Consider the following 18,794-nt stretch of genomic DNA (forward strand, 5'->3'; position numbering starts at 1 on the left):
CTTCTCGTTCCCAACTGCTGACTCCGGTTTCATCTTCACACTTTAACAAGGTGTCCACCGGGACGGCAGCAGCCCACACCTTCAACTACCAACTGGCCGGCAAGCTGCGGCAACCCACCGGTGCTTCAGGGACGGCCCCCATTGGCGATCCGTTCAACACAATCCAATACGATGCCGGCAACGACGTCAGCCGCACGGTCGATCGGAATGGCAGCGATACCCGCTACAGCTACGACGCGCAGGGCCGCGAGACGCAACGCATCGAGGGCTACGGTACGGCCGACGCGAAGACCACGACGACTGAGTGGCATCCGACGTGGAATCTACCGCTGAAGGTAGCGGCACCAAGGCGTGTCGACTATTTCAGCTATGACGCGAAGGGCCAAGTACTTGTGTACGGTTGGTATCCGACCAACGACGTTACGGGTGGCCAGGGGCTCAATGTCCAGCCGTCGGGCGACGTGACGAGCACAACTTGGACGTACGACGGGAACGGCCTGGTGGCGACGGCCGTCGACAAGGTCGGGGACACGGTCACCGGGCAATGGAGCTTCGCGTACGATACCCAAGGCAACTTAACTACTGTGACGAACGGCGCAGGCCAGATCGGCTATGCAGTGCAATACGATGGCGCGGGCAGATTGCTTGAGGCTGTGGACGTCAACGGGTCCAGAGTCAAGTATGCATATGATGCGCGCGGCCGGATGACCGACGTCGATATCGACGGGATCCATACGCGATATGAGTACGATGCCGTCGGGCAGCTTGTCGGCGTCGTCGGACCCTACGATTTGGTGACGCGCTACACTTATGACGCCGCTCACAGATTGATCCAGATCCTGGACAACATCACGATTCCGGAGGCTGTCAACGAGGCAAGCCTGGTGAGCCCTTTTTCTGGGAACGACACGGCCTCTCCATCGTCGCTGGATTCCGTCTCCAACCGTCTAGCGTCTGGCTGGAACGCAGTATTGCGGTGGTTGAAGGACTGGCTCTCAGGCATCATCAGCTCTGCACATGCCCAGACGTCGCCGATGCCGAACGCGTACACGCCACCCATGCAGCCAGGGCAAAGCATGCCGGCCTACCCGGCTTCGAGTGCTGCTTCTGACCTTGACCCGAGTCTTACTAGAGAAAAGGTGACGCCAGGCTTGCATGTCTTGAGATTTTTGGTAAGAGTGCAGCAAGCGTGCGGGCAAGCCATTTCACAGGTTGTCAACCAGGTTTTCAACAAGAGCGATCCGCCTGGAGACTGCGACTGGAACAAGTACACGCAACTACGTGACGCTGTGGAGGCAGAGTGCAAAGATGTGGGCGCATTTAGTTGCCGCAGCACAGATGCGCCAGAGTTACTGCACTACAAGCGTGCACAGGCACTACGTTGCGCCCAGGCCCGCACAAGGATCATGCGGACTTGCTTCAGAGGCGGTGACGCGGCTCACGAGATGTCCGAGAGAAACGCTTGGCAGGCTGTAGCCAAGTGCGATTCGTATTTGCCAAAACTGTAGTTTGGAGTTTTGAATGGACGCCCAGGAAGTCATTACCACAATTATCGAGGCCTTCAGCGACGTTGAGCCTCCACCGCCGTGGTCAATTGTTAGCAGCAAGGAAGGACATGAGCCCGCTCGTGTTGAGAAGACGTTCGCCAGAAAATTGTGGAGCGAGTTGACGGATGATGAACTCGATCGTGATCCGGCACTTTCATTCTTCTCCGCGGAAGCATTTCGATACTTTCTTCCGGCTTATCTGGTCAGGGAGCTGGATGGGCACGAGTTCCAACAGAATCATCTGGCTTTTGTGCTCACTTATGGCCTGACAAATGACGAACGGAATAAGCCAGTCAATCCGCGCCGGTACGGGAATCTGACAGCTTGGGACAGCGCGAATCACAAATTTGCACCACTGACGAAGCAGCAAGTAAAGGCGGTCGTCGAATTTCTCAAGTTCCGGATGGAACACGATCGACAGTATGATCCATTTGACTACCAGCTCGTATCCGAGGCGATGGAGAATTATTGGATTCCGCGGAGCAATGAATAAGCGCCTGGCGGTAGTTCAATTCATCAGGCCTGTGCGTAGAAGTCAGAATGAGTACCAAATGCCACTGTACAGTGGTCGCAATTTCGTTCGCAAGTCGGAAACCGCACGATCGCCACGTGACCTTCAGTGGTGAATTCGCGAGGGTGCTGGGCCGAGGAATGTGCCCGATTGGCGTCGGCTCCTTGGCCCACAGCGGACGCTCGCCGACCAAGATGCGGTGGCCGAAACTGGCCGGTAAGGGACCGATTGACTGTAAGAACGCTTACCGCGCAGTCGGCAGCTGTGTATGGACGTGGAGTGATCGGGAAAGCGGGGCGGCTCCCCCTGCGACCGTAGGGTGCAATTGGCGTCCGGCGTGCCGTTATAAGCAGCGTACGCCGAGCCGGCGCCCATTCCAATCGCCCAACGATCCATGCAGCTGTCTTTACGAGTCCCGATTTTCGCCACGACGCTGTTGCTTGCCGGTTGCGCGCGCCCGCCATTGATTCCCGTTGCCCCCGCTGCGTCAAGGGTCTGCTGCCAGTCGCTGCAGCAATTGCCGGTGGATACCCTGACGTTCGAGGACACCAAATCGGTGTCGTTCGATGCCGAGCGTTCGCCGGTGTTTACGTTCCCCGAAGGCAATGGCGTTTTTGCGGCCTACACGCTGCCGACGGCATCGGAAGGCGCCGTGCTTGAGCTGCGCGCCTTCGTAAAGGGTGGCCCGACGATACCGTCGATGTCGATTTTTAGGCCAAATGCGCTGTTTCTCGATACGGCGCGCAATCCGCTACCCGGCCCGCGCGAAGCGCCATTGCGCACCCGCAAGGGAATTCTCGCGCGGTCCATGTCGAAAATCGCGACATACGAGGTGCCGGCGCAGGCGCGATTTGTCGTCGTGTATTCCGGAAGCCCGCACGCTGAGCGCAGCACCATCAGCTCGGAAAACGGCACCATGTACGGCATTCCCTATTCGTACACCGGGAGCGTGGATATTTCGTTGAAAAAGGCCCACGCCAAATGACGATATTGCATCCGCGACAGATCAGAATCCTGGCAACGGCTGCCCTGGTCACGATGGCGACGCTCCTGACCGGCTGCGCCACGATCATCGAAATGACGACAAACGCCGATCCCGGCCCGGATGCCGCGCGCGTTCGCTTCCGGCTGGAAGCGCCCGGAAACGTATTCATCCGGGAAGCATCCGCGACCCAGTGCTTCTACTCGACCGACGCCACGAATGGCCGAATTGCAGCTCTGAGCTACAACACACAGGCTATCCGGTGGATCGTCGAAAGTCGGCTCGACCGTATCGGCATGCCAGGCGGCGAACAATACTCGTCGATTTCCTACACCGAAGCACGGGTGCGTGCTGGCACGCCGGTCGCCTTGCGCTTTATCGAGTTAAAGGGTGGCATCAACTCGATTCCGCGCTATGCGCAATGGGTCGTCACGTTGGAGCCGGGCAGGGACTACGAAGTGCTGCTGGGCAATGCGCTTGGCTCGGTGACGGTATCCGAGATCGTGACGAGCGACGGCTTGAGCCAGCTTGTGCCGGCGAACATCGCCGTACGCACGCCATATTGCACAGGTCAGTAAGACCGAGACGCCGAAAAAGGGGGGCGCCGCCTGGCCCCTGCACGGCTCACCTACGCCCCGGCATCCTCCTGCCGTGCCGGCGCGGGAGGGCACAAGGTCCGGCAATACGATGGAGGGCAGGTAACCACGCAGGTCAGCATAACAATTGTCCACCCCCAACTTGATCATCAACCGATCAAGAAGCGATCATGGTTTTTGCCCAGCCACGGTGGCGCGCGGCCGCGACCCGACCGCCATCGCAACACACTAAACTTCGATACACCGGCTGAACGACTCCATCAAGCTGTTGCGTTGACCGGTTGAATCCGCCGAATTCACAGCCGCTCGCTGCCATAGACGCTCCTTAGCAAGGGCTTGGCAGGCGCCAAGCAAGTACCGCCCATCAGCGTCGTTCGACGCATCCGCGAGGTCGAGGCGGCGCAAGGACATCGTCCCGACTTATAGCGTGCCTGTCCTCCGGTTCGGTCAACGCACTTCCGTGCATCCCATTCTTGGTACACACGAAAGCGAAAATCTTGGTTCTTCAATTCGCGCGGTCGAGCGTACAGAATGCGGACATCAAGACGGTCTCCCAGTCACTCAGCCAGCGCCAAGTGAGACGGTCTCTAAGCCCTACGCCTTTGGAGAGCTGTCGTCATGGATCGTCTCGTCTCGATGCAGGCTTTCACGCGAGTGGTGGACGTCGGCAGCTTTGCAGGCGCCGCGGAATCTATGAATCTTCCCAAGGCCACGCTTACCCGACTGATCCAAAAGCTGGAGACGCATCTTGCGGTCAAGCTGCTGCACCGGACCACGCGCCGCATCAGCGTGACCACCGAAGGCGCCGCCTACTACGAACGCTGCGTACGCATCCTGGCCGACATCGACGAAGCGGAGTACCTGCTGACAAGCCATAACAACTCGCCGCGCGGCACGCTGAACGTGGACACCACGAGCGGGATCGCGAAAATGGTCCTTATGCCGCAACTGCATGACTTCTGCAATGCGTATCCGGAGATCAGGCTCGAACTGACCAGCAACGGCAAGCCGATTGACCTGCTAAAAGAAGGCGTGGACGTGGTGCTGCGCGTGGGCGCGCTGGAAGAAGCCATGGTGGCGCGCCGCATCGGCTGGCTACGGCTGGCGCTCTACGCGTCGCCGATCTATTTGCGCCGCTTCGGCACGCCCCAGGATCTTACGGAGCTGGCGCAGCACAAGGCGGTGAGTCTTCTGTCTAACCGCACCGGACGCGCGACGCCGTGGTCGCTCGCTCGCGGCGGCGAACGCGGCGAAGTGCTGCTGCCCTCCGTAATTGCCACGAACGATACCGATGTCCATCTGGGCTGCGCGTTGGACGGCCACGGCATTGCATGCATGTCACGGGCGACAGCCGCGCCCTATGTCGACAGTGGCCGGCTGGTGGAAATCATGTCCGGCTGGCAGAGCGACCCAATACCGATCTCCGCGATGTATCCGCAGAACCGGCACCTGTCGGCAAAGGTGCGGGTGTTCGTGAACTGGGCTGCCGACATTTTTTCCCGGCATCCGCATTTCGGTGCCGAGGCGCCGAAGCTCGCGGCCTGACCCGGGCACATACCAACACGTTACCCAACCTCGCATGTCACGCGCGACGCACACCCGAGGCGCCGTGATCTTCTGTCGCAAGTGCAGCATTCAACCTATTTCAAACTGATCCTTTCGGGCACTGATTTGAGCAAAAACAGCCTCGAAATCGTTATCTGACACCTCTAAAGTGGAGGCTCACAACCAACCGATGAAACGTCCGCGCCAGAAGTGCGCGCCGCCTTGCCGAGTGCCCTTCGGCGTATGGCTTCAACCTCGAAGATCAACATGACTACCGCAATCAACATGACCAACGCCGTTATCGAATGCATCCTGAGTCGCAGCGCGGCCAAGTACTACGATCCGGCCGCCACCTTGAGCGACGACCAGATCCGCGAGCTGGTCCGCATCGGCACATCCGCGCCGACGTCGTTCCACATGCAGAACTGGCGATTTATCGCCGTGCGCACGGCGGCCGCCAAGGCCAAGCTTAGCCCGATTGCCTGGAGCCAGCCGGCAATCACCGATGCCGCCGTGACCTTCATCATCATCGGCCAACTGGCCGACGCCAGCGTGATTCCGGAACGCCTGGCGCCGCTGGTGGCGGCTGGCGTCATGCCGGCGGCGATGGTGCCCGAGTGGGAAAACCCCGCACGCAATCTGTACCAGGACTATCCGCAACGCCAGCGGGATGAAGCCGTGCGCTCCGGCACGTTTGGCGCGGCGGCAATGATTTACGCGGCCCGTTCGCTGGGCATGGGGTCGACCCCGATGATCGGCTTCGATGCCGAGGCGGTGCACGGTGAATTTGGACTGGCGGCCAACGAGGTGCCGGTCATGCTGCTTTCCGTGGGCCCCGAGCGTCCGGGAAACTGGGCGCAGAAGCCACGCGTGCCCGTGGCCGATGTGCTGGATCTCGTTTAATCGTCAATCCCAGTCTATTTATCCAAGGAGTCCACAATGGCAAGAACCGCAGTGCTGAACCAGGAACAGGTACCCGCCGAATCGAAGGCGACGCTCGATGCATTCACGAAGAACATCGGCTTCACGCCGAACATGATGGCAAGCTTCGCGCAGAGCCCGATTGCGTTCAACGCATGGGCCACGCTGCTGGGCGGCCTGAGCAAGGCGCTCGATGTGAAGACGCGCGACGGGATCGGCCTGGCTGTGTCCGAAGTGAATGGCTGCAACTACTGCCTGACCGTTCACAGCTTTACGGCCGAGCATCTGGCCAAACTGCCGGCCGATGAGATTATCCTTGCCCGAAAGGGCCACGCCAGCGATCCGAAGCGCGACGCGGCGCTGCAGTTTGCGCGCAAGGTAATCGAGACGCGCGGCCAGGTGAGCGACGCAGACCTGAAAGCAGTGCGCGATGCGGGCTACACCGAACCAAACGTCATCGAGATTGTTGCGCTCGTGGCCATGTACTCGCTGACCAACTTCTTCAACAACGTGTTCGATCCGGACAAGGACTTCCCGGCGGTGGCGCCGGCCGGCTCGATCTGAAGCCAGCAGGGACGTAGCCTGTGCTGTGTAGTGGCTGCGTCCCGTGTGCGATAGCGATGAGGCGTTCAAGTGGATCAATATTCCGACGGTAAAGTGCCCCGGATTGACTGGCTGAGCCAGCTTCTGCAGATGATCGACATCACCGGGAAACTGCAGGTGCGCTGCGTGTACGGCGCGCCATGGCGCGTGGCCTGGGACGAGTCCGCCGCGCACGAGATTCCCTATCACATGGTGCTGAAGGGACGGGCCGTCCTTGAAGATCCGCAGACGCGCGCGCTCACGGAGCTGTTGGCTGGCGATATCCTGTTGCTGCCTCACGGCGCGGCGCATGTGCTCCACGATGGTAGCGGGCATGTGCCGGGGGCCACCTCCAATCGCCAGGGCTCCGCAGGCTGGACGCTTAGCGAGAACGACGGCAATGGCGAGCCCCTGGACATGCTCTGCGGACGGTTTTTCATCGGTCCCCCGCACGACCGGATGATTCGTGATTACCTGCCCGCAACGTTCGTGGTGCGGGCAACCGACGGCGGGGGCGCAGACAATGTCCTGTCCGCCACCAAGGATCTGGCAAGGCTGATGGGGCTCATGCGCATGGAATGCGCCACCGACAAGCCGGGCGGATACGCCATGCTCAACGCGTTGAGTTTTGCACTGTTCACACTGGTGCTGCGCGCGGCGAGTGAATCGCAACAGTCCCCGGCAGGCTTGCTGGCGCTTGCCGGCCATCCACGACTGGCCCCGGCGATTTCGGCCATGTTCGCGGATCCGGCCCGACCCTGGAACCTGGCGGAGCTCGCCGAGCTGTGCAGCATGTCTCGCGCTACATTCATGCGGCATTTCCAGTCAAGTCTTGGGCGGTCGGCCAATGACCTGCTGACCGATATCCGGATGAGCCTGGCGGCCAACGCGCTGAGAAAGCCCGGAGCGACCACCGAAGCAGTGGCTGACTCGGTCGGCTACCGGTCCGTGGCGGCATTCCGGCGTGTGTTCGCCGAGAAAATGAGCATGACCCCAGGGCAATGGCGCCGCCTGGCACGCCAGGGAACATGATGCGCGCCGTGTTGATCCTTTTGCGCAGCTTATTGCGCCGATGCAGTCTCGAAATCGGTATCGCGTAGAGCTAGATTGAAAGCTCTAGCACCCGAGCAATCCGAATGGAAAACCAAATGAGAACTCTTGCACACCAGCTTCGGCTGCAGATCGCCGAAAAGGGCGTTGAATCGCTGTCTATTCTGGCCCCCCTTAGATGGACGCTCGTCATCGTGTTCCTCTGGTTCGGCGGCATGAAGTTCACTGCCTACGAAGCCAATGGCATCGCGCCGTTTATCGCCAACAGCCCGATCATGAGCTGGATGCACATGCTGCTAGGCGTGCAAGGGGCGAGTTACGCAATTGGGATACTTGAACTGTCGACCGCGGTGGCGCTGATTCTTGGCGCGTTCCGGCCCATTTTCTCGGCATTGGGCGCTGCCATGTCGGCGGCAACCTACCTGATCACGCTTACCTTCTTCTTGAGCACTCCCGGTGTGGCGGAAGTGACGGCGGGGGGGTTTCCAGCCATCTCAGCGATGCCGGGTCAGTTCCTGCTCAAGGATCTTGTCTTGCTCGGTGCCTCGGTTTCCCTGCTTCTGGCGTCGGTCGCGGGCCAAGGGCGACTGGCAAGACCGGTCGATGATCTCGAACAGACGACGGCATGATGCGCCGACCTCCGCTTCGGGCGCGGTTGCAACCCCTAGCAGGAGGCCCGACGCCGCAGGGGATGGCGTGGCGAACCACTTCGATAGCGGCGACGGCGCCATGCCGAAATCCATCGCCTCCCGGGCGATCCGGGTATCGGGGGCGCCGTCCGGCAGCCTGAGCAGTATCGCCAGGCCCGCGGCTGTCCACGCGGCATCGCGGAGACGCAACTGCTCGCACAGCGCTTCACGTTGCGTGGAGTAAAGCCGCTTGAGACGGCGGATGCGACGGATGTAGTGGCCATCGCGCATGAACTGAGCCGTGGCGAGTTGGATGATCGGTGTGGGCGCAGGCGCAAGCGTTGCGGTGACCTCTGAGAACGGGGTGATCAGTTCCGCCGGCGCCACGACGAATCCAAGCCGCAGAGCCGGGCTGATGGTCTTGCTAAATGTGCCGATATGAATGACCCGGCCGGCTCCGCTCAGCGATGCCAAGGCGGGAGCCGCCCGGCCATCGAGCTGCAGTTCGCTGAGGTAGTCGTCTTCGATAATCCAGGCGTCGCTGGCAGCCGCCCATTCAAGTAGCTGCAGCCGTCGCGTCAACGACAGCGTCGAGCCCAACGGCGCTTGCTGCCCGGGCGTCACGACGGCCAACGCGGCATCCGGCGCACGCTCGATGCCATATTCGACGTTGATGCCCTCGGCGTCCACGGGTACCGGAACGGCGGTCAGGCGTGCAAGCTCGAGGGCCTTGCGGGTGACCATGAAGCCGGGTTCTTCCATCCAGGCCTTTTTGCCGTCCAGCCCCAGCACCCGCAGTGCGAGACCCAGGCCAGAGATGTAGCCAGAAGTGATGAAGACCTGATCAGGCAGGCAGTGCAGGTTTCTGGAAATGGCGAGATAGCTTGCAATCTCCCGACGCAGTGCGAGCTCGCCACGGGGATCGGGATATATCAATGACGAGAACGTGCCCGTTTTCAGTAGATTCGAAGAACGCGCGCGTGCGAAAAGCCGGTCAGGCAGCCCTTCCAGCGCCGGTATGCCGACCTGAAAGACAGCCGGTCCCGTGTTCATCTGGAGATAGGTACTCATGAATGACCCGGGCCGCGGCGCTTTTGGCTGGGCCACCGGTACGCGTGGCCTAGGCGCGACGCGGGTGCCCCGTGCACCGAAGGTTTCGATGATCTGCGCGTCGGACAAACGTTCGTACGCCGCTTGTACCGTGCCGCGCGCTACACCGAGGCGCGCGGCCAGGTCTTGCCATGAGGGCAGCCGGGTGCCAGGGGTGAGCACGCCCGAGTCTATCGCCCTGGCAATGCTCAGGCGAATCTGCTCCGACAGCGGAAGCTTGGCATTCCGGTCGAGACGAATTTGCAGCCTCGAATCCATATTGTCAGTACACACGGTAGTTGAAAGTTGGCAGGAGACGGAAAGTGGTACGTATCGTCACGGACGTGCATCAGAGCCGAATCACCAGTACTTGGGCGAACACCGAGGTGGAAGTCTTCGAATACGGCGAGCTGCAGGACGTTGCCCGCCCGATCGGATCGCGGCGCGTGAGCCTGCGCGCAGCCTTGCGTGAGACCGGCGGTCGTATCGAGGCGCGCTACAAGCCATCGCAGTCGCTTGCCGACTGCTATCGCGGCAGCGACCACCTCAGCCTCATCGAGCAGGGCGGCGAGGCGTACGGCTATACCCGGTTCATTCGCGGCTTTCGCTGTGTGGCGATCCATTTCGACGATGCGCTGCTGGGCGAGGCTTGCGGCGTCGCCAGCGCGGCGGCCAATTTCCCGTCGCGCCTGATGTTCGAGAACAAGCCGATCTGGGCCATGGCCGACCGTCTGGCACTGGCGTGCGTCACGCCACGCAACGGGCAACAGCTCTACTGCGAAAGCCTCGTCGGCATGCTTGCCGTGGAAATTGCAGGACTGGGGACCACCGCGCCGCTGCTGAGCTGCAAGGGCGGACTCGCGCCGTTCAGGTTGCGCCGCATCCTCGACTACATCGAAGACCATCTTGGCGACAGTATCGCCATCACGGAACTGGCGGCGATGGCGGAAGTCAGCCTCCCGCATTTTATGCGGGCCTTCCGCGCCTCCACAGGCGAAGCGCCGTTGCGCTTCATCATGCGGCGACGGGTAGTCCATGCCACGCGGCTGCTGTTAGAAACTAGTAGGCCGCTGGCCACTATTGCGAATGTCTGCGGCTTCGCGGACCGCTCGCACATGACTACGTGCTTCCGGCGCATCGCCGGCAATACGCCAGCGCGCATTCGTCGCGAACGCTCGTGAGTAACATGGCAAGGCCACGCGTAGGTTCGATATGGAGAAAGGGGCGGCGGCTTCATGGCAGGAAGTTGTGTTGTGCATGATGGCGTGGTAGCCGATGGTATGCGAAGACGTTGGCGGGCTGTAGGCCCCATCGTCATTTAGCAGCACACTCGTGAACAACGTGATCAAGGAAGAAAACGCCAGCCAGGCCCGCCAGTCAATCGATAGTGGCAAAGAGTGGAAAGTGTGCTGCGGGAGCCACCAGCGTCTGACGGGCAATCGGGCGTCGACGGGGCCAGAAGCTGCGACCGGCGCAGAACGACCCTAAGGCGACCTTCGGTGTTGCCAACAGCGGTCATTCAAATGCTAGATTAACGATACTTGGCACTAGGCCCACAACAAATGGACATTCTCGACAACAAATCCTGCGATTCTCGGACGACACTGAGCTTCGCGGTGCATAGCCGCAATGCAGATGAAATCCGGTTTTTTGCGAGAATTTCTGATGCACCCTTCACAGGCGAAGTCCTCGCTTCCACGTACCACAACGGACCTCCGACCGAGTTTTTTGATGACCTGGCGAAAAATTGGACCGGATGGGAAGGACAAAAAAGATGGGAGGCGATCGATGGCGAGTTGTCTTTGACCGCGACAACAACGTCGTTGGGGAACGTGACATTGGTCGTAATAATGAGCGCTGACTCTGGCGATTACACCGCCTCAGCAATATTAAAATTCGAAGCCGGCAGCCTCGATTGCATCGCCGATGATGTTCGTTACTTGCTTCTGGTTTGACTGAAAAAACATCTGGTATCCCGACATAGCATCCCGTATCGAACGACGGTTCCTGGCTGCGGATTCAACATCTACTCATAACCACGGCCAGCGTAGAGGAAGTCAGCAAACTCGTTCCCGGCCGTTTGTCCCGCCTTGAGGGCGCTTCATGTCCCTTCCGCGCTGCGTTGCCCACAGGGCAACGATCTTGTGTAAGGATTGCTGTTCCTCGAACATAATTTCCAGCCAACAATCCCCCTCACAACCGGTTCTCGTATCGATGCGAGAACGTCTAAAGTGGAGGATGACATGCAGGACCGAGGACTACCCCCCGCCAAACGCTGGATGGCGCTCAGTGCCGTCATCCTGGGGATGATGCTGACCGGCGCACCGGCGTCCGCCGCCGACGCGTTTCCCACCAAGCCAATATCGATGCTGGTCGCATTCCCTCCGGGGGGGCCCGCTGATGTTCTGGCGCGGGCCATGCAGCCGGCGATGGCCAAGGCGCTCGGCCAGCCCGTGGTCATCGAGAATCTGCCCGGCGCCGGCGGCGCGCTGGCAGTGCAGCGGCTGCTGAGCCGCCCGGCCGACGGCTACACGCTGATCATGGGCTCGCCCAACGAGGCCATCCTGACGCCGCTGGCGCTTGCCAGCGCCAGGTACAAGTCGGAGGACCTGGCCCTGCTGGCGCCGGTCTCGAACCACCCGCTCGTCGTGATGACGCGCAGCGATCTGCCGTACAACTCGCTTGAACAGATCATCGCGGCCGGCAAGTCGGCAGGTAGCACGAGCCTGACCTTCGGCAATCCGGGCTACGGGACCATGTACCACATCGTCGCCGAATACATGGCGCAGCTGACCGGCGCCAAGCTGCTGCAGGTGCCGTACAAGGGCGCCACCCCAATGCTGGCAGACCTGACCGGTCGCCAGATTGACATGACGATTCTGCCAAACCTCGGCGCCTCCACGCAGTTGCTGGAGACGCACAAGATCAAGGCGGTCGCGGTGCTGGACACGCAGCGCATGCGAACCCTGCCCGACGTGCCTGCCATCTCCGAAACCAGCGTCGCGCGCAAGTCCGAGTTCGTGTATTCGATCTGGCTGGGTGTCATGAGCAGGGCCGGTGTCCCGGCGGAGCGTGCCCGCGTATTGGCGGACGCCTCGCAGCAGGCGCTGCGGTCGCCCGAACTGATCAAGGCGCTCGAGCTCTCCGGCGTGCAGCCGATGAAGCCCCAGACGCTCGAGACCTCCGCAAAGTTCTACGTCGACGAGACCGAGAGGCTCAGGAAGATGGCCGCCTCGATCAAGCTGGCGCCCCAGTAATTCCACCCTTCACGGCCGTTCGCATGGCGGCGCCGGCGCTCGCGTCGCTGGCCTCGCCGCGTTCGGGCATCCCGCTCCAGGAAGGTGCTCCTTGAATATCCTAGTAGCCGGTTTTCAGCACGAAACCAATACGTTCGCCCCCACCATGGCCACCTACGAGAGCTTCGTCCGTGGCGAGGACTTTCCCGCGATGGTGCGCGGCGAGGCGATCTACGACCTGCTGGACGTGAACGTGCCGGTCAGCGGCTTCATCCACCACGTTCGCGGGCACGGTCACACCGTCACGCCGGTGATCTGGGCGGCTGCGGGCGCTTCGGCGCATGTCACGACCGATGCCTACGAGCGCATCGCCGGCGAGATCGTGGAGGCGGTGATGACGGCCTCGTACGACGCGATCTATCTCGACCTGCATGGCGCCATGGTGGCCCAGCACCTCGACGACGGCGAGGGCGAGCTGCTGGCGCGCATCCGTGCCGCGGCCGGTCCGGACATGAAGATCGTGGTCTCGCTGGATCTGCATGCCAACGTCACCGAACGGATGCTCGCGCTGGCGGATGGGGGGGTGGCGTATCGCACCTATCCGCACGTGGACATGGCCGCCACCGGCAAACGGGCCGCCGAGATGCTGCTGGAGTTGTGCAGGCGGGAGACGCGTGCGCACCTGGTGGCGCGACGCGTGCCGTTCCTGATACCGGTCAACAGCATGTCCACGATGATGCAGCCTGCTCAAGGCGTCTACGGGCTGCTTGAAGCGCTGGAGCAACAAGGCGTGCTGTCGCTGTCGTTCACACCGGGCTTTCCCGCTGCCGACTTCGCTGAATGCGGTCCCGTCGTTTGGGGGTACGGCTTCGACAAAGCCGGCGTCGAGCGGGCCGTCGAGGCACTGTTCGCGCGCATCTGCGAACCCGAGAGCCAGTGGGCCGTGCAGTTCGAGGAGCCGGATGCAGCGGTGCAGCGTGCCGTGCGGATCGCGCAAAAGGCCGCGCGGCCGGTCATCCTCGCGGACACGCAGGACAACCCGGGCGTCGGCGGCGACGGCAACACCATGGGCATGCTGCGTGCGCTGCTCAAGGCCGGCGTGCAGGACGCCGCGATCGGGATCATCTGCGATCCCGCCGCTGCCGCGGCTGCGCACCAGGCTGGCGTTGGGGCGAGGATCGATATTGCCCTTGGCGGCTGCCCGCAGGTGAGCGAGGATGCCCCGCTGCGCGCGACTTTCGAGGTGGAGGCGCTGTCCGACGGCAAGTTTGTCTACGGCGGGCCAATGATGCACGGCAAGGCTGCCAACATGGGACCCATGGCGCGACTGCGGCTCGACGGCGTGCGCGTTGCCGTCAGCTCCACCAAGGCGCAACTGCTCGACCGCAACATGTACCGCGCGGTCGGCATCGAACCGGCGGGGATGAAGATTCTCGTGAACAAGAGCTCCGTGCATTTCCGAGCCGATTTCGCCGCGATCGCGGAAGACATTTTCGTGGTGCGAGCGCCCGGTCCGTTCATCGCCGATCCGGCGGAGCTGCCATGGCAGCATCTCAAGCCCGGCATGCGCCTGAAACCGGACGGCCCGGCGTTCGCGCCGGTGCCGCGAATCTACGACAAGCTTGCGCAACTCGGCATCGAACTGCCCACGGCTTCGGCCCCGGCGGCGGCTTATGTGCCGAGCGTGCGGTCCGGCAAGCTGATCCACGTGTCCGGCCATCTCTCTCGCGTTGGCGGGCAGGTGCGGACCGGCCGCCTTGGCGACGATCTGCGCACCGCCGACGGTGTCGCGGCGGCCCGCCAGGTGGCCATCGACTTGCTCGCGACGCTGCACGCCGCCACCGGCGACCTCGATTCGATCGTGCGGGTCGTCAAGCTCACCAGCCTCGTCCATTCGACAGCAGACTTCACCGAGCAGCACCTCGTCACCAATGGCGCCAGTGATCTGCTCGCCGAGGTGTTCGGCACGCGCGGCCAGCACGCGCGCAGTGCGTTCGGCGTGCCGCAGTTGCCGCTCGGCGCCTGCCTGGAAATCGAACTGATCGTCGAGGTTGCCTGAGTTCGACCACCTCCAGTCATTCGACACCGACCCGCGGCTCGCCGAGGAGTGCGGAAGCCTGATGTTCTCGGTGGTTCGTGATGGCCAAGACGCTCACGTCACCCTGGGGACGCTCGCCGATGCGCCCTCCATTCGCCCCGGCACTTCCCCTCCCGCCGCATCCCATTCCTTCCTGTGCCTGGCCGCAATCCGGTGGGTGAGCGCCACGAGCGCCGCCACGGCGGGGTCGGCGTCTTTGGCGCGGTAGCCGAGGGTGAGCGGGGCGCGCAGGCGGTCGGTCTCGACCATGCGGCAGTAGGCCACGCCGTGGCGGTTGAGGCCGGCCATCGACGCCGGCACCACGCTCACGCCGGCGCCGGCGGCCACCAGGTTGAGGTTGGTCAGCATGCGCTCCACTTCGGCGCCGATGCGGGGCGTGAAACCCAGCGCCTCGCATTCGCGCAGCAGGTCGCCGTACATGCCCGGCGCGCCGGGCCGGCGCACCAGGATGAACGGATCGCCCTTCAGCTCGCGTAGCGATACCGGCGTGCCGCCGGCCACGCCTTCCTCCGCCCGGCGCCGCAGCAGCGCGTGGTCCAGCGGCAGGGCGATCACCATTTCTTCCTCGAGCAGGAGGTCGAAGCGCACGCCTTCCGGGTGCTGCACCGGCGCGCGGAGCAGGGCGGCGCTGAGCGTGCCATCGGCCAGTTGCTCGATGGCTTCGGCCGCGTTGCGCTCGGTCAAGGAGAGCGTCACGCGCGGAAACTGCCGCCGGCATGCGCGCAGCACCTCCGGGGTGAGCTTGTGCGCCGCCGCCGAACTGGTGAAGCCGATGGCCAGCGCGCCTTCATCGCCACGCGCCATGCGCTGCATGCGCGCGCGCATCTGCTCGATGCGGGCGAACAGCTCCACGGCGTCGCCATGGAGCGCGGTGCCGGCGGCGGTCAGCGCCACGCCGCGTGGCTGGCGGTCGAACAGGGACACGCCCAGCTCGGTCTCCAGCGCCTTCAGCTGCTGGGAGAGCGGGGGCTGCTGGATGCCCAGTTGCTCGGCGGCGCGGGTCACGGAGCCGGTTTCGGCCACGGCCAGGAAGTAACGCAGGTGTCTCAATTCCATCGGTAGGTCCGATATGTTGTGAATATGGCAGATGCAGAAAGCATATATTTTACGAGCAGCCCCCGCCGGCCTAGTATTGGCGTTTTGCCTGATACGGCAGACATAAGACCAAGGAGACACCCATGCCCGGCGCGCCACGCTTCGCCCGATTCACCTTGCTGATGGCCGCCACGGCGGCGCTTGCCGCTGGTTGCGCCAGCCAGCCCCCGGCGCCTTCGGTTTCCGCGCCGTCCGCCGCGCCAGCCGCCCCCTCCGCCGCCGCCAAGCCCCAATGGCAGCGCGTGCACCTGGGCAGCGGTGCCGGTTATGACTTCCCGGTCTACGCCAACCATCTGCTGACGGCGGACCTGCGCGGCATCCGCGAGGTGGTGTTCGTGCAGCACGGCCTCCAGCGCAATGGCGACGATTACTACGCGGCCGGCGCCGCGCTGCTCCAGGCCAGCGGCCGCAAGCCGGAAGAGGTGTTGCTGATTGCCCCGAACTTCCCCGGCACGCCCGATGCCGCCAAGCATTTCGACAACATGCCGGTCTGGACCGTGCAAGGCTGGATCGGCGGCGAAGACGCGGTGTCCGGCCCCGGCGCCGGCGTCAGCTCGCTCCAGGTGCTGGACGACCTGCTGGCCTTCGTCACCGACAAGTCGCGCTTCCCCGGTGTGAGCAAGGTCACGGTGGCGGGCCATTCCGGCGGCGCCCAGATCGTCCACCGCTACGCGGTGCTCAACAACGTGGACGAGCGCGTGCGCGCGCGCGGCATCGACCTGCGCTACGTGGTGGCCAATCCCTCGTCCTATCTCTATTTCACGCCGGACCGGCCGGTGGCGCCGGACCTGAAGCGCTTCGCGCCCTACAGCACCGCCGCCTGCGCCGATTACAACAAGTACCGCTACGGCATGCAGGACATCGTGGCCTACGCCAAGGGCGCCGATGGCATGACGCTCTACCAGCGCTACATGCAGCGTCAGGTTACCTATATGGTGGGTAGCGAGGACAACGATCCGAACCATCGTGTGCTCGATAAGGCATGTGGGGCCGAGGCCGAAGGCCCCACGCGCCTCCAGCGCGGGCGTGCCTACCAGCGCTACGAGCAATTCCTCGCCAAGCCGGGCCAGACCAGTCGCCATCGCGCCTTTGAAGTGGTGGGGGTGGGCCACGATCAGGCGCGCATGTTCGGCTCGCAGTGTGGCGCGCAGGCAGTGTTCGGCATGGACCCGGCCGCCAATGCGGCGGGCGCCGCGTGCCGCGCGCCGCAGCTGTAAGGGCCTGGGCAAGACGGGGTTTGCCCCCACGGCAGGCGGGGCGGGGTGGTGCTAGGATGCCGCGAGCTATTCGACTCGCGCCCCTGCATCCATGCCGTTCCCTCCGGTTCCGCCTGACCGGGCCCGCCGCCGCCTGACCCATGGTCTGGCCGGACTGGCCGGACTCGCGGTACTCCCGCTGTTCCCCCGCGCCGCATGTGGCGCAGACACCACGCACTTGCTGGTCGGCTATGCCGCCGGCGGGGGTGCCGACCATATCGCCCGTCTCGTTGCCGACAGCCTGACCACGGACGGCGTGCCCACCATCGTCGAGAACCGCCCCGGCGCTGCCGGCCAGATCGCCCTGCACGAGGTGGCGCGCGCCACGTCCGGCCCGCGCACCTTGCTGCTTGGCACAGTGGGCTCGGTCAGCATCGGCCCCTTGCTGGCCGCTGCGCCCGAGCCGCCGGCCACGCCGTTGCAGCCAGTGGCCATCGTCGCCAGCACGCCGCACGTGCTGCTGGCCTCCGCCGGGGCGCCTGCCGCCGCGCAAACGCTCCAGGCCCGGCTGGCGGAAGCCCGCCGGCGCCCCGGCGAACTGGCCTACGCCTCGCTCGGCACCCATTCCAGCGCCCATCTGGTGGGCGAACTGATCTGCCAGCAGGCGGGGGTGTCGATGAACCACGTGCCGTATCCGGGCAGTGCCCGTGCGCTGGTCGATCTGCAGGGTGGTCACGTGGCGCTGCTGGTCAGCACGCTGCAGGCCGCGCTGCCGCTGATGCGGCAGGGCAAGGTGCGCGCGCTGGCGGTGACCGGCGCCGCGCGCAGCCCGCTTGCGCCGGGTGTGCCGACCTTCGAGGAGGCCGGCGTGCCCGGCATGCGGCAGGACGCCTGGTACGGCGTGCTGGCGGCGCCCAGCATGCCGGCGCGCGCCTGCGCGGCGCTGGCGGACCGCTTCACGCGGCTGCTGCGCACGCCGGCACTGCAGCAACGCCTCGGGCAGGATGGCGCCGAGCCGCTGGCGCTCACTGGCGCGCAGGCGGCCGACTACCTGGCGCGCGACCGCGAGGTATGGCGGCAGGCCATCGGGCGCGTGGCCAGTCGGCTCGCCTGACGCTTGGTCCAGGCTTGGTCCGGGCGAGCTGCCTATATATATAGAGAGAGGATGGTAAGAAAGACGCCGGGGCACCCTTGCGAGTGCCCCGGCGGTGGACCCCGTTCATCTGCCGCGCCTTGATTTCAGCGCGCTGCGGCAACCGTGGAAATGCCGCGCGGGGTCCGGAAAAACAAAGAAAAAACGAAGAGGGCGCCGACTTACGGCTGGCGGCTCTTGTCCTGGTCCTTCTGGCCACCTTGCTGGCCTTGTTGTCCTTGCTGGCCGCCCTGTTGTCCGCCCTGCTGGCCTTGACGGCCGGACTCCTGTTGCTGCTGACCACCGCGTTGGTCCTGGTTGCCCATCTGGCCCCCGCCTTCGCGTTGTTGGTCCTGGCTGCCACCTTGCTGGTTACCGCGCTGGCCGGGTTGCTGCTGCTCTTGCTGCTTCTGGCCCGGTTGGGATTGGTTCCCCTGTTGCTGCTGTCCCATTGCTAGTCTCCATGTCGCGCGGCGAGGCTGCCGCAGGCCCAGAGTTGCAATGGCCGTGCCATCCCCGCCGGGGCCGCGAATGTCGGGGGTATGGCATCTGTCAGACATACAGGTAACGCATGCGTGGCTCCCC

Annotated in this window: 16 protein-coding genes and 2 pseudogenes; 16 read left to right on the forward strand and 2 right to left on the reverse strand. The window is 63.6% G+C overall.

Annotated elements, in window-relative coordinates; translation table 11 throughout:
* From SB751_RS11485 to SB751_RS11525, 9 genes and pseudogenes are all read left to right on the forward strand, one after another.
* Positions 1–1,508, forward strand: a pseudogene (locus SB751_RS11485) (hypothetical protein); the annotation flags it as partial.
* Positions 1,509–1,521: 13 nt separating this feature from the next.
* Positions 1,522–2,040, forward strand: coding sequence for a DUF6714 family protein (locus SB751_RS11490; protein WP_410748059.1), 519 nt, complete (start codon positions 1,522–1,524; stop codon positions 2,038–2,040).
* A gap of 412 nt (positions 2,041–2,452) precedes the next feature.
* The gene (locus SB751_RS11495; protein ID WP_211943528.1) at positions 2,453–3,043 is read left to right on the forward strand and encodes a MalM family protein; all 591 of its coding nucleotides are present in this window, start codon (positions 2,453–2,455) and stop codon (positions 3,041–3,043) included.
* Complete coding sequence (locus SB751_RS11500) at positions 3,040–3,618, forward strand: hypothetical protein (RefSeq protein ID WP_313816036.1); 579 nt, start codon at positions 3,040–3,042, stop codon at positions 3,616–3,618. The genes SB751_RS11495 and SB751_RS11500 overlap by 4 nt, the downstream gene beginning before the upstream one ends.
* Positions 3,619–4,254: 636 nt before the next feature.
* A complete protein-coding gene (locus SB751_RS11505; RefSeq protein WP_313816038.1) occupies positions 4,255–5,181 on the forward strand; it encodes a LysR family transcriptional regulator in 927 nt (308 codons plus the stop codon).
* A 267-nt stretch (positions 5,182–5,448) separates the two neighbouring features.
* Positions 5,449–6,084, forward strand: a complete 636-nt coding sequence (locus tag SB751_RS11510) for a nitroreductase family protein (protein ID WP_377731599.1) — start codon at positions 5,449–5,451, stop codon at positions 6,082–6,084.
* A 36-nt stretch (positions 6,085–6,120) separates the two neighbouring features.
* Positions 6,121–6,666 (forward strand): carboxymuconolactone decarboxylase family protein, encoded by a 546-nt coding sequence (locus SB751_RS11515; RefSeq protein ID WP_144196839.1) that lies wholly within the window; start codon positions 6,121–6,123, stop codon positions 6,664–6,666.
* A 93-nt stretch (positions 6,667–6,759) separates the two neighbouring features.
* Entirely contained in the window at positions 6,760–7,716 is a 957-nt protein-coding gene (locus SB751_RS11520) for a cupin domain-containing protein (RefSeq protein ID WP_410748115.1), read from the forward strand.
* A 116-nt stretch (positions 7,717–7,832) separates the two neighbouring features.
* Positions 7,833–8,363, forward strand: a complete 531-nt coding sequence (locus SB751_RS11525; protein ID WP_144196840.1) for a YkgB family protein — start codon at positions 7,833–7,835, stop codon at positions 8,361–8,363.
* Here SB751_RS11525 and SB751_RS11530 read toward each other — a convergent pair.
* Positions 8,325–9,731: pseudogene (locus tag SB751_RS11530) on the reverse strand (PLP-dependent aminotransferase family protein); the annotation flags it as partial. The gene SB751_RS11525 and the pseudogene SB751_RS11530 overlap by 39 nt on opposite strands.
* Positions 9,732–9,775: 44 nt before the next feature.
* Here SB751_RS11530 and SB751_RS11535 point away from each other — a divergent pair.
* The 4 genes from SB751_RS11535 (at position 9,776) to SB751_RS11550 (ending at position 14,747) form a co-directional block, all read left to right on the forward strand.
* Positions 9,776–10,633: a helix-turn-helix domain-containing protein gene (locus SB751_RS11535; RefSeq protein ID WP_211943531.1), complete on the forward strand. Its 858-nt coding sequence runs from the start codon at positions 9,776–9,778 to the stop codon at positions 10,631–10,633.
* A 381-nt stretch (positions 10,634–11,014) separates the two neighbouring features.
* Positions 11,015–11,407 carry a DUF6228 family protein gene (locus tag SB751_RS11540; protein WP_410748060.1) on the forward strand — a complete coding sequence of 131 codons (393 nt, stop codon included), beginning with the start codon at positions 11,015–11,017 and terminating at the stop codon, positions 11,405–11,407.
* Between the two features lie 288 nt (positions 11,408–11,695).
* A complete protein-coding gene (locus SB751_RS11545) occupies positions 11,696–12,709 on the forward strand; it encodes a tripartite tricarboxylate transporter substrate binding protein (RefSeq protein ID WP_144196844.1) in 1,014 nt (337 codons plus the stop codon).
* 91 nt (positions 12,710–12,800) lie between these two features.
* Positions 12,801–14,747: an Atu1372/SO_1960 family protein gene (locus SB751_RS11550; protein ID WP_410748061.1), complete on the forward strand. Its 1,947-nt coding sequence runs from the start codon at positions 12,801–12,803 to the stop codon at positions 14,745–14,747.
* 93 nt (positions 14,748–14,840) lie between these two features.
* Here SB751_RS11550 and SB751_RS11555 read toward each other — a convergent pair whose 3' ends face one another.
* Positions 14,841–15,842: a LysR family transcriptional regulator gene (locus SB751_RS11555; RefSeq protein ID WP_144196846.1), complete on the reverse strand. Its 1,002-nt coding sequence runs from the start codon at positions 15,840–15,842 to the stop codon at positions 14,841–14,843.
* 122 nt (positions 15,843–15,964) lie between these two features.
* Here SB751_RS11555 and SB751_RS11560 point away from each other — a divergent pair, with 122 nt between their 5' ends.
* The 3 genes from SB751_RS11560 (at position 15,965) to SB751_RS11570 (ending at position 18,667) form a co-directional block, all read left to right on the forward strand.
* A complete protein-coding gene (locus SB751_RS11560; protein ID WP_092301428.1) occupies positions 15,965–17,098 on the forward strand; it encodes a hypothetical protein in 1,134 nt (377 codons plus the stop codon).
* 91 nt (positions 17,099–17,189) lie between these two features.
* Positions 17,190–18,191, forward strand: a complete 1,002-nt coding sequence (locus SB751_RS11565; RefSeq protein WP_092301425.1) for a tripartite tricarboxylate transporter substrate binding protein — start codon at positions 17,190–17,192, stop codon at positions 18,189–18,191.
* A 119-nt stretch (positions 18,192–18,310) separates the two neighbouring features.
* On the forward strand, positions 18,311–18,667 hold the full coding sequence (locus SB751_RS11570) for a hypothetical protein (protein WP_186296799.1): 357 nt from the start codon (positions 18,311–18,313) through the stop codon (positions 18,665–18,667).
* The last annotated feature ends 127 nt before the right edge of the window (positions 18,668–18,794 follow it).

It is taken from the genome of Cupriavidus sp. SIMBA_020, from assembly GCF_046535395.1.
GTDB classification, from domain to species: Bacteria; Pseudomonadota; Gammaproteobacteria; order Burkholderiales; family Burkholderiaceae; genus Cupriavidus; species Cupriavidus campinensis.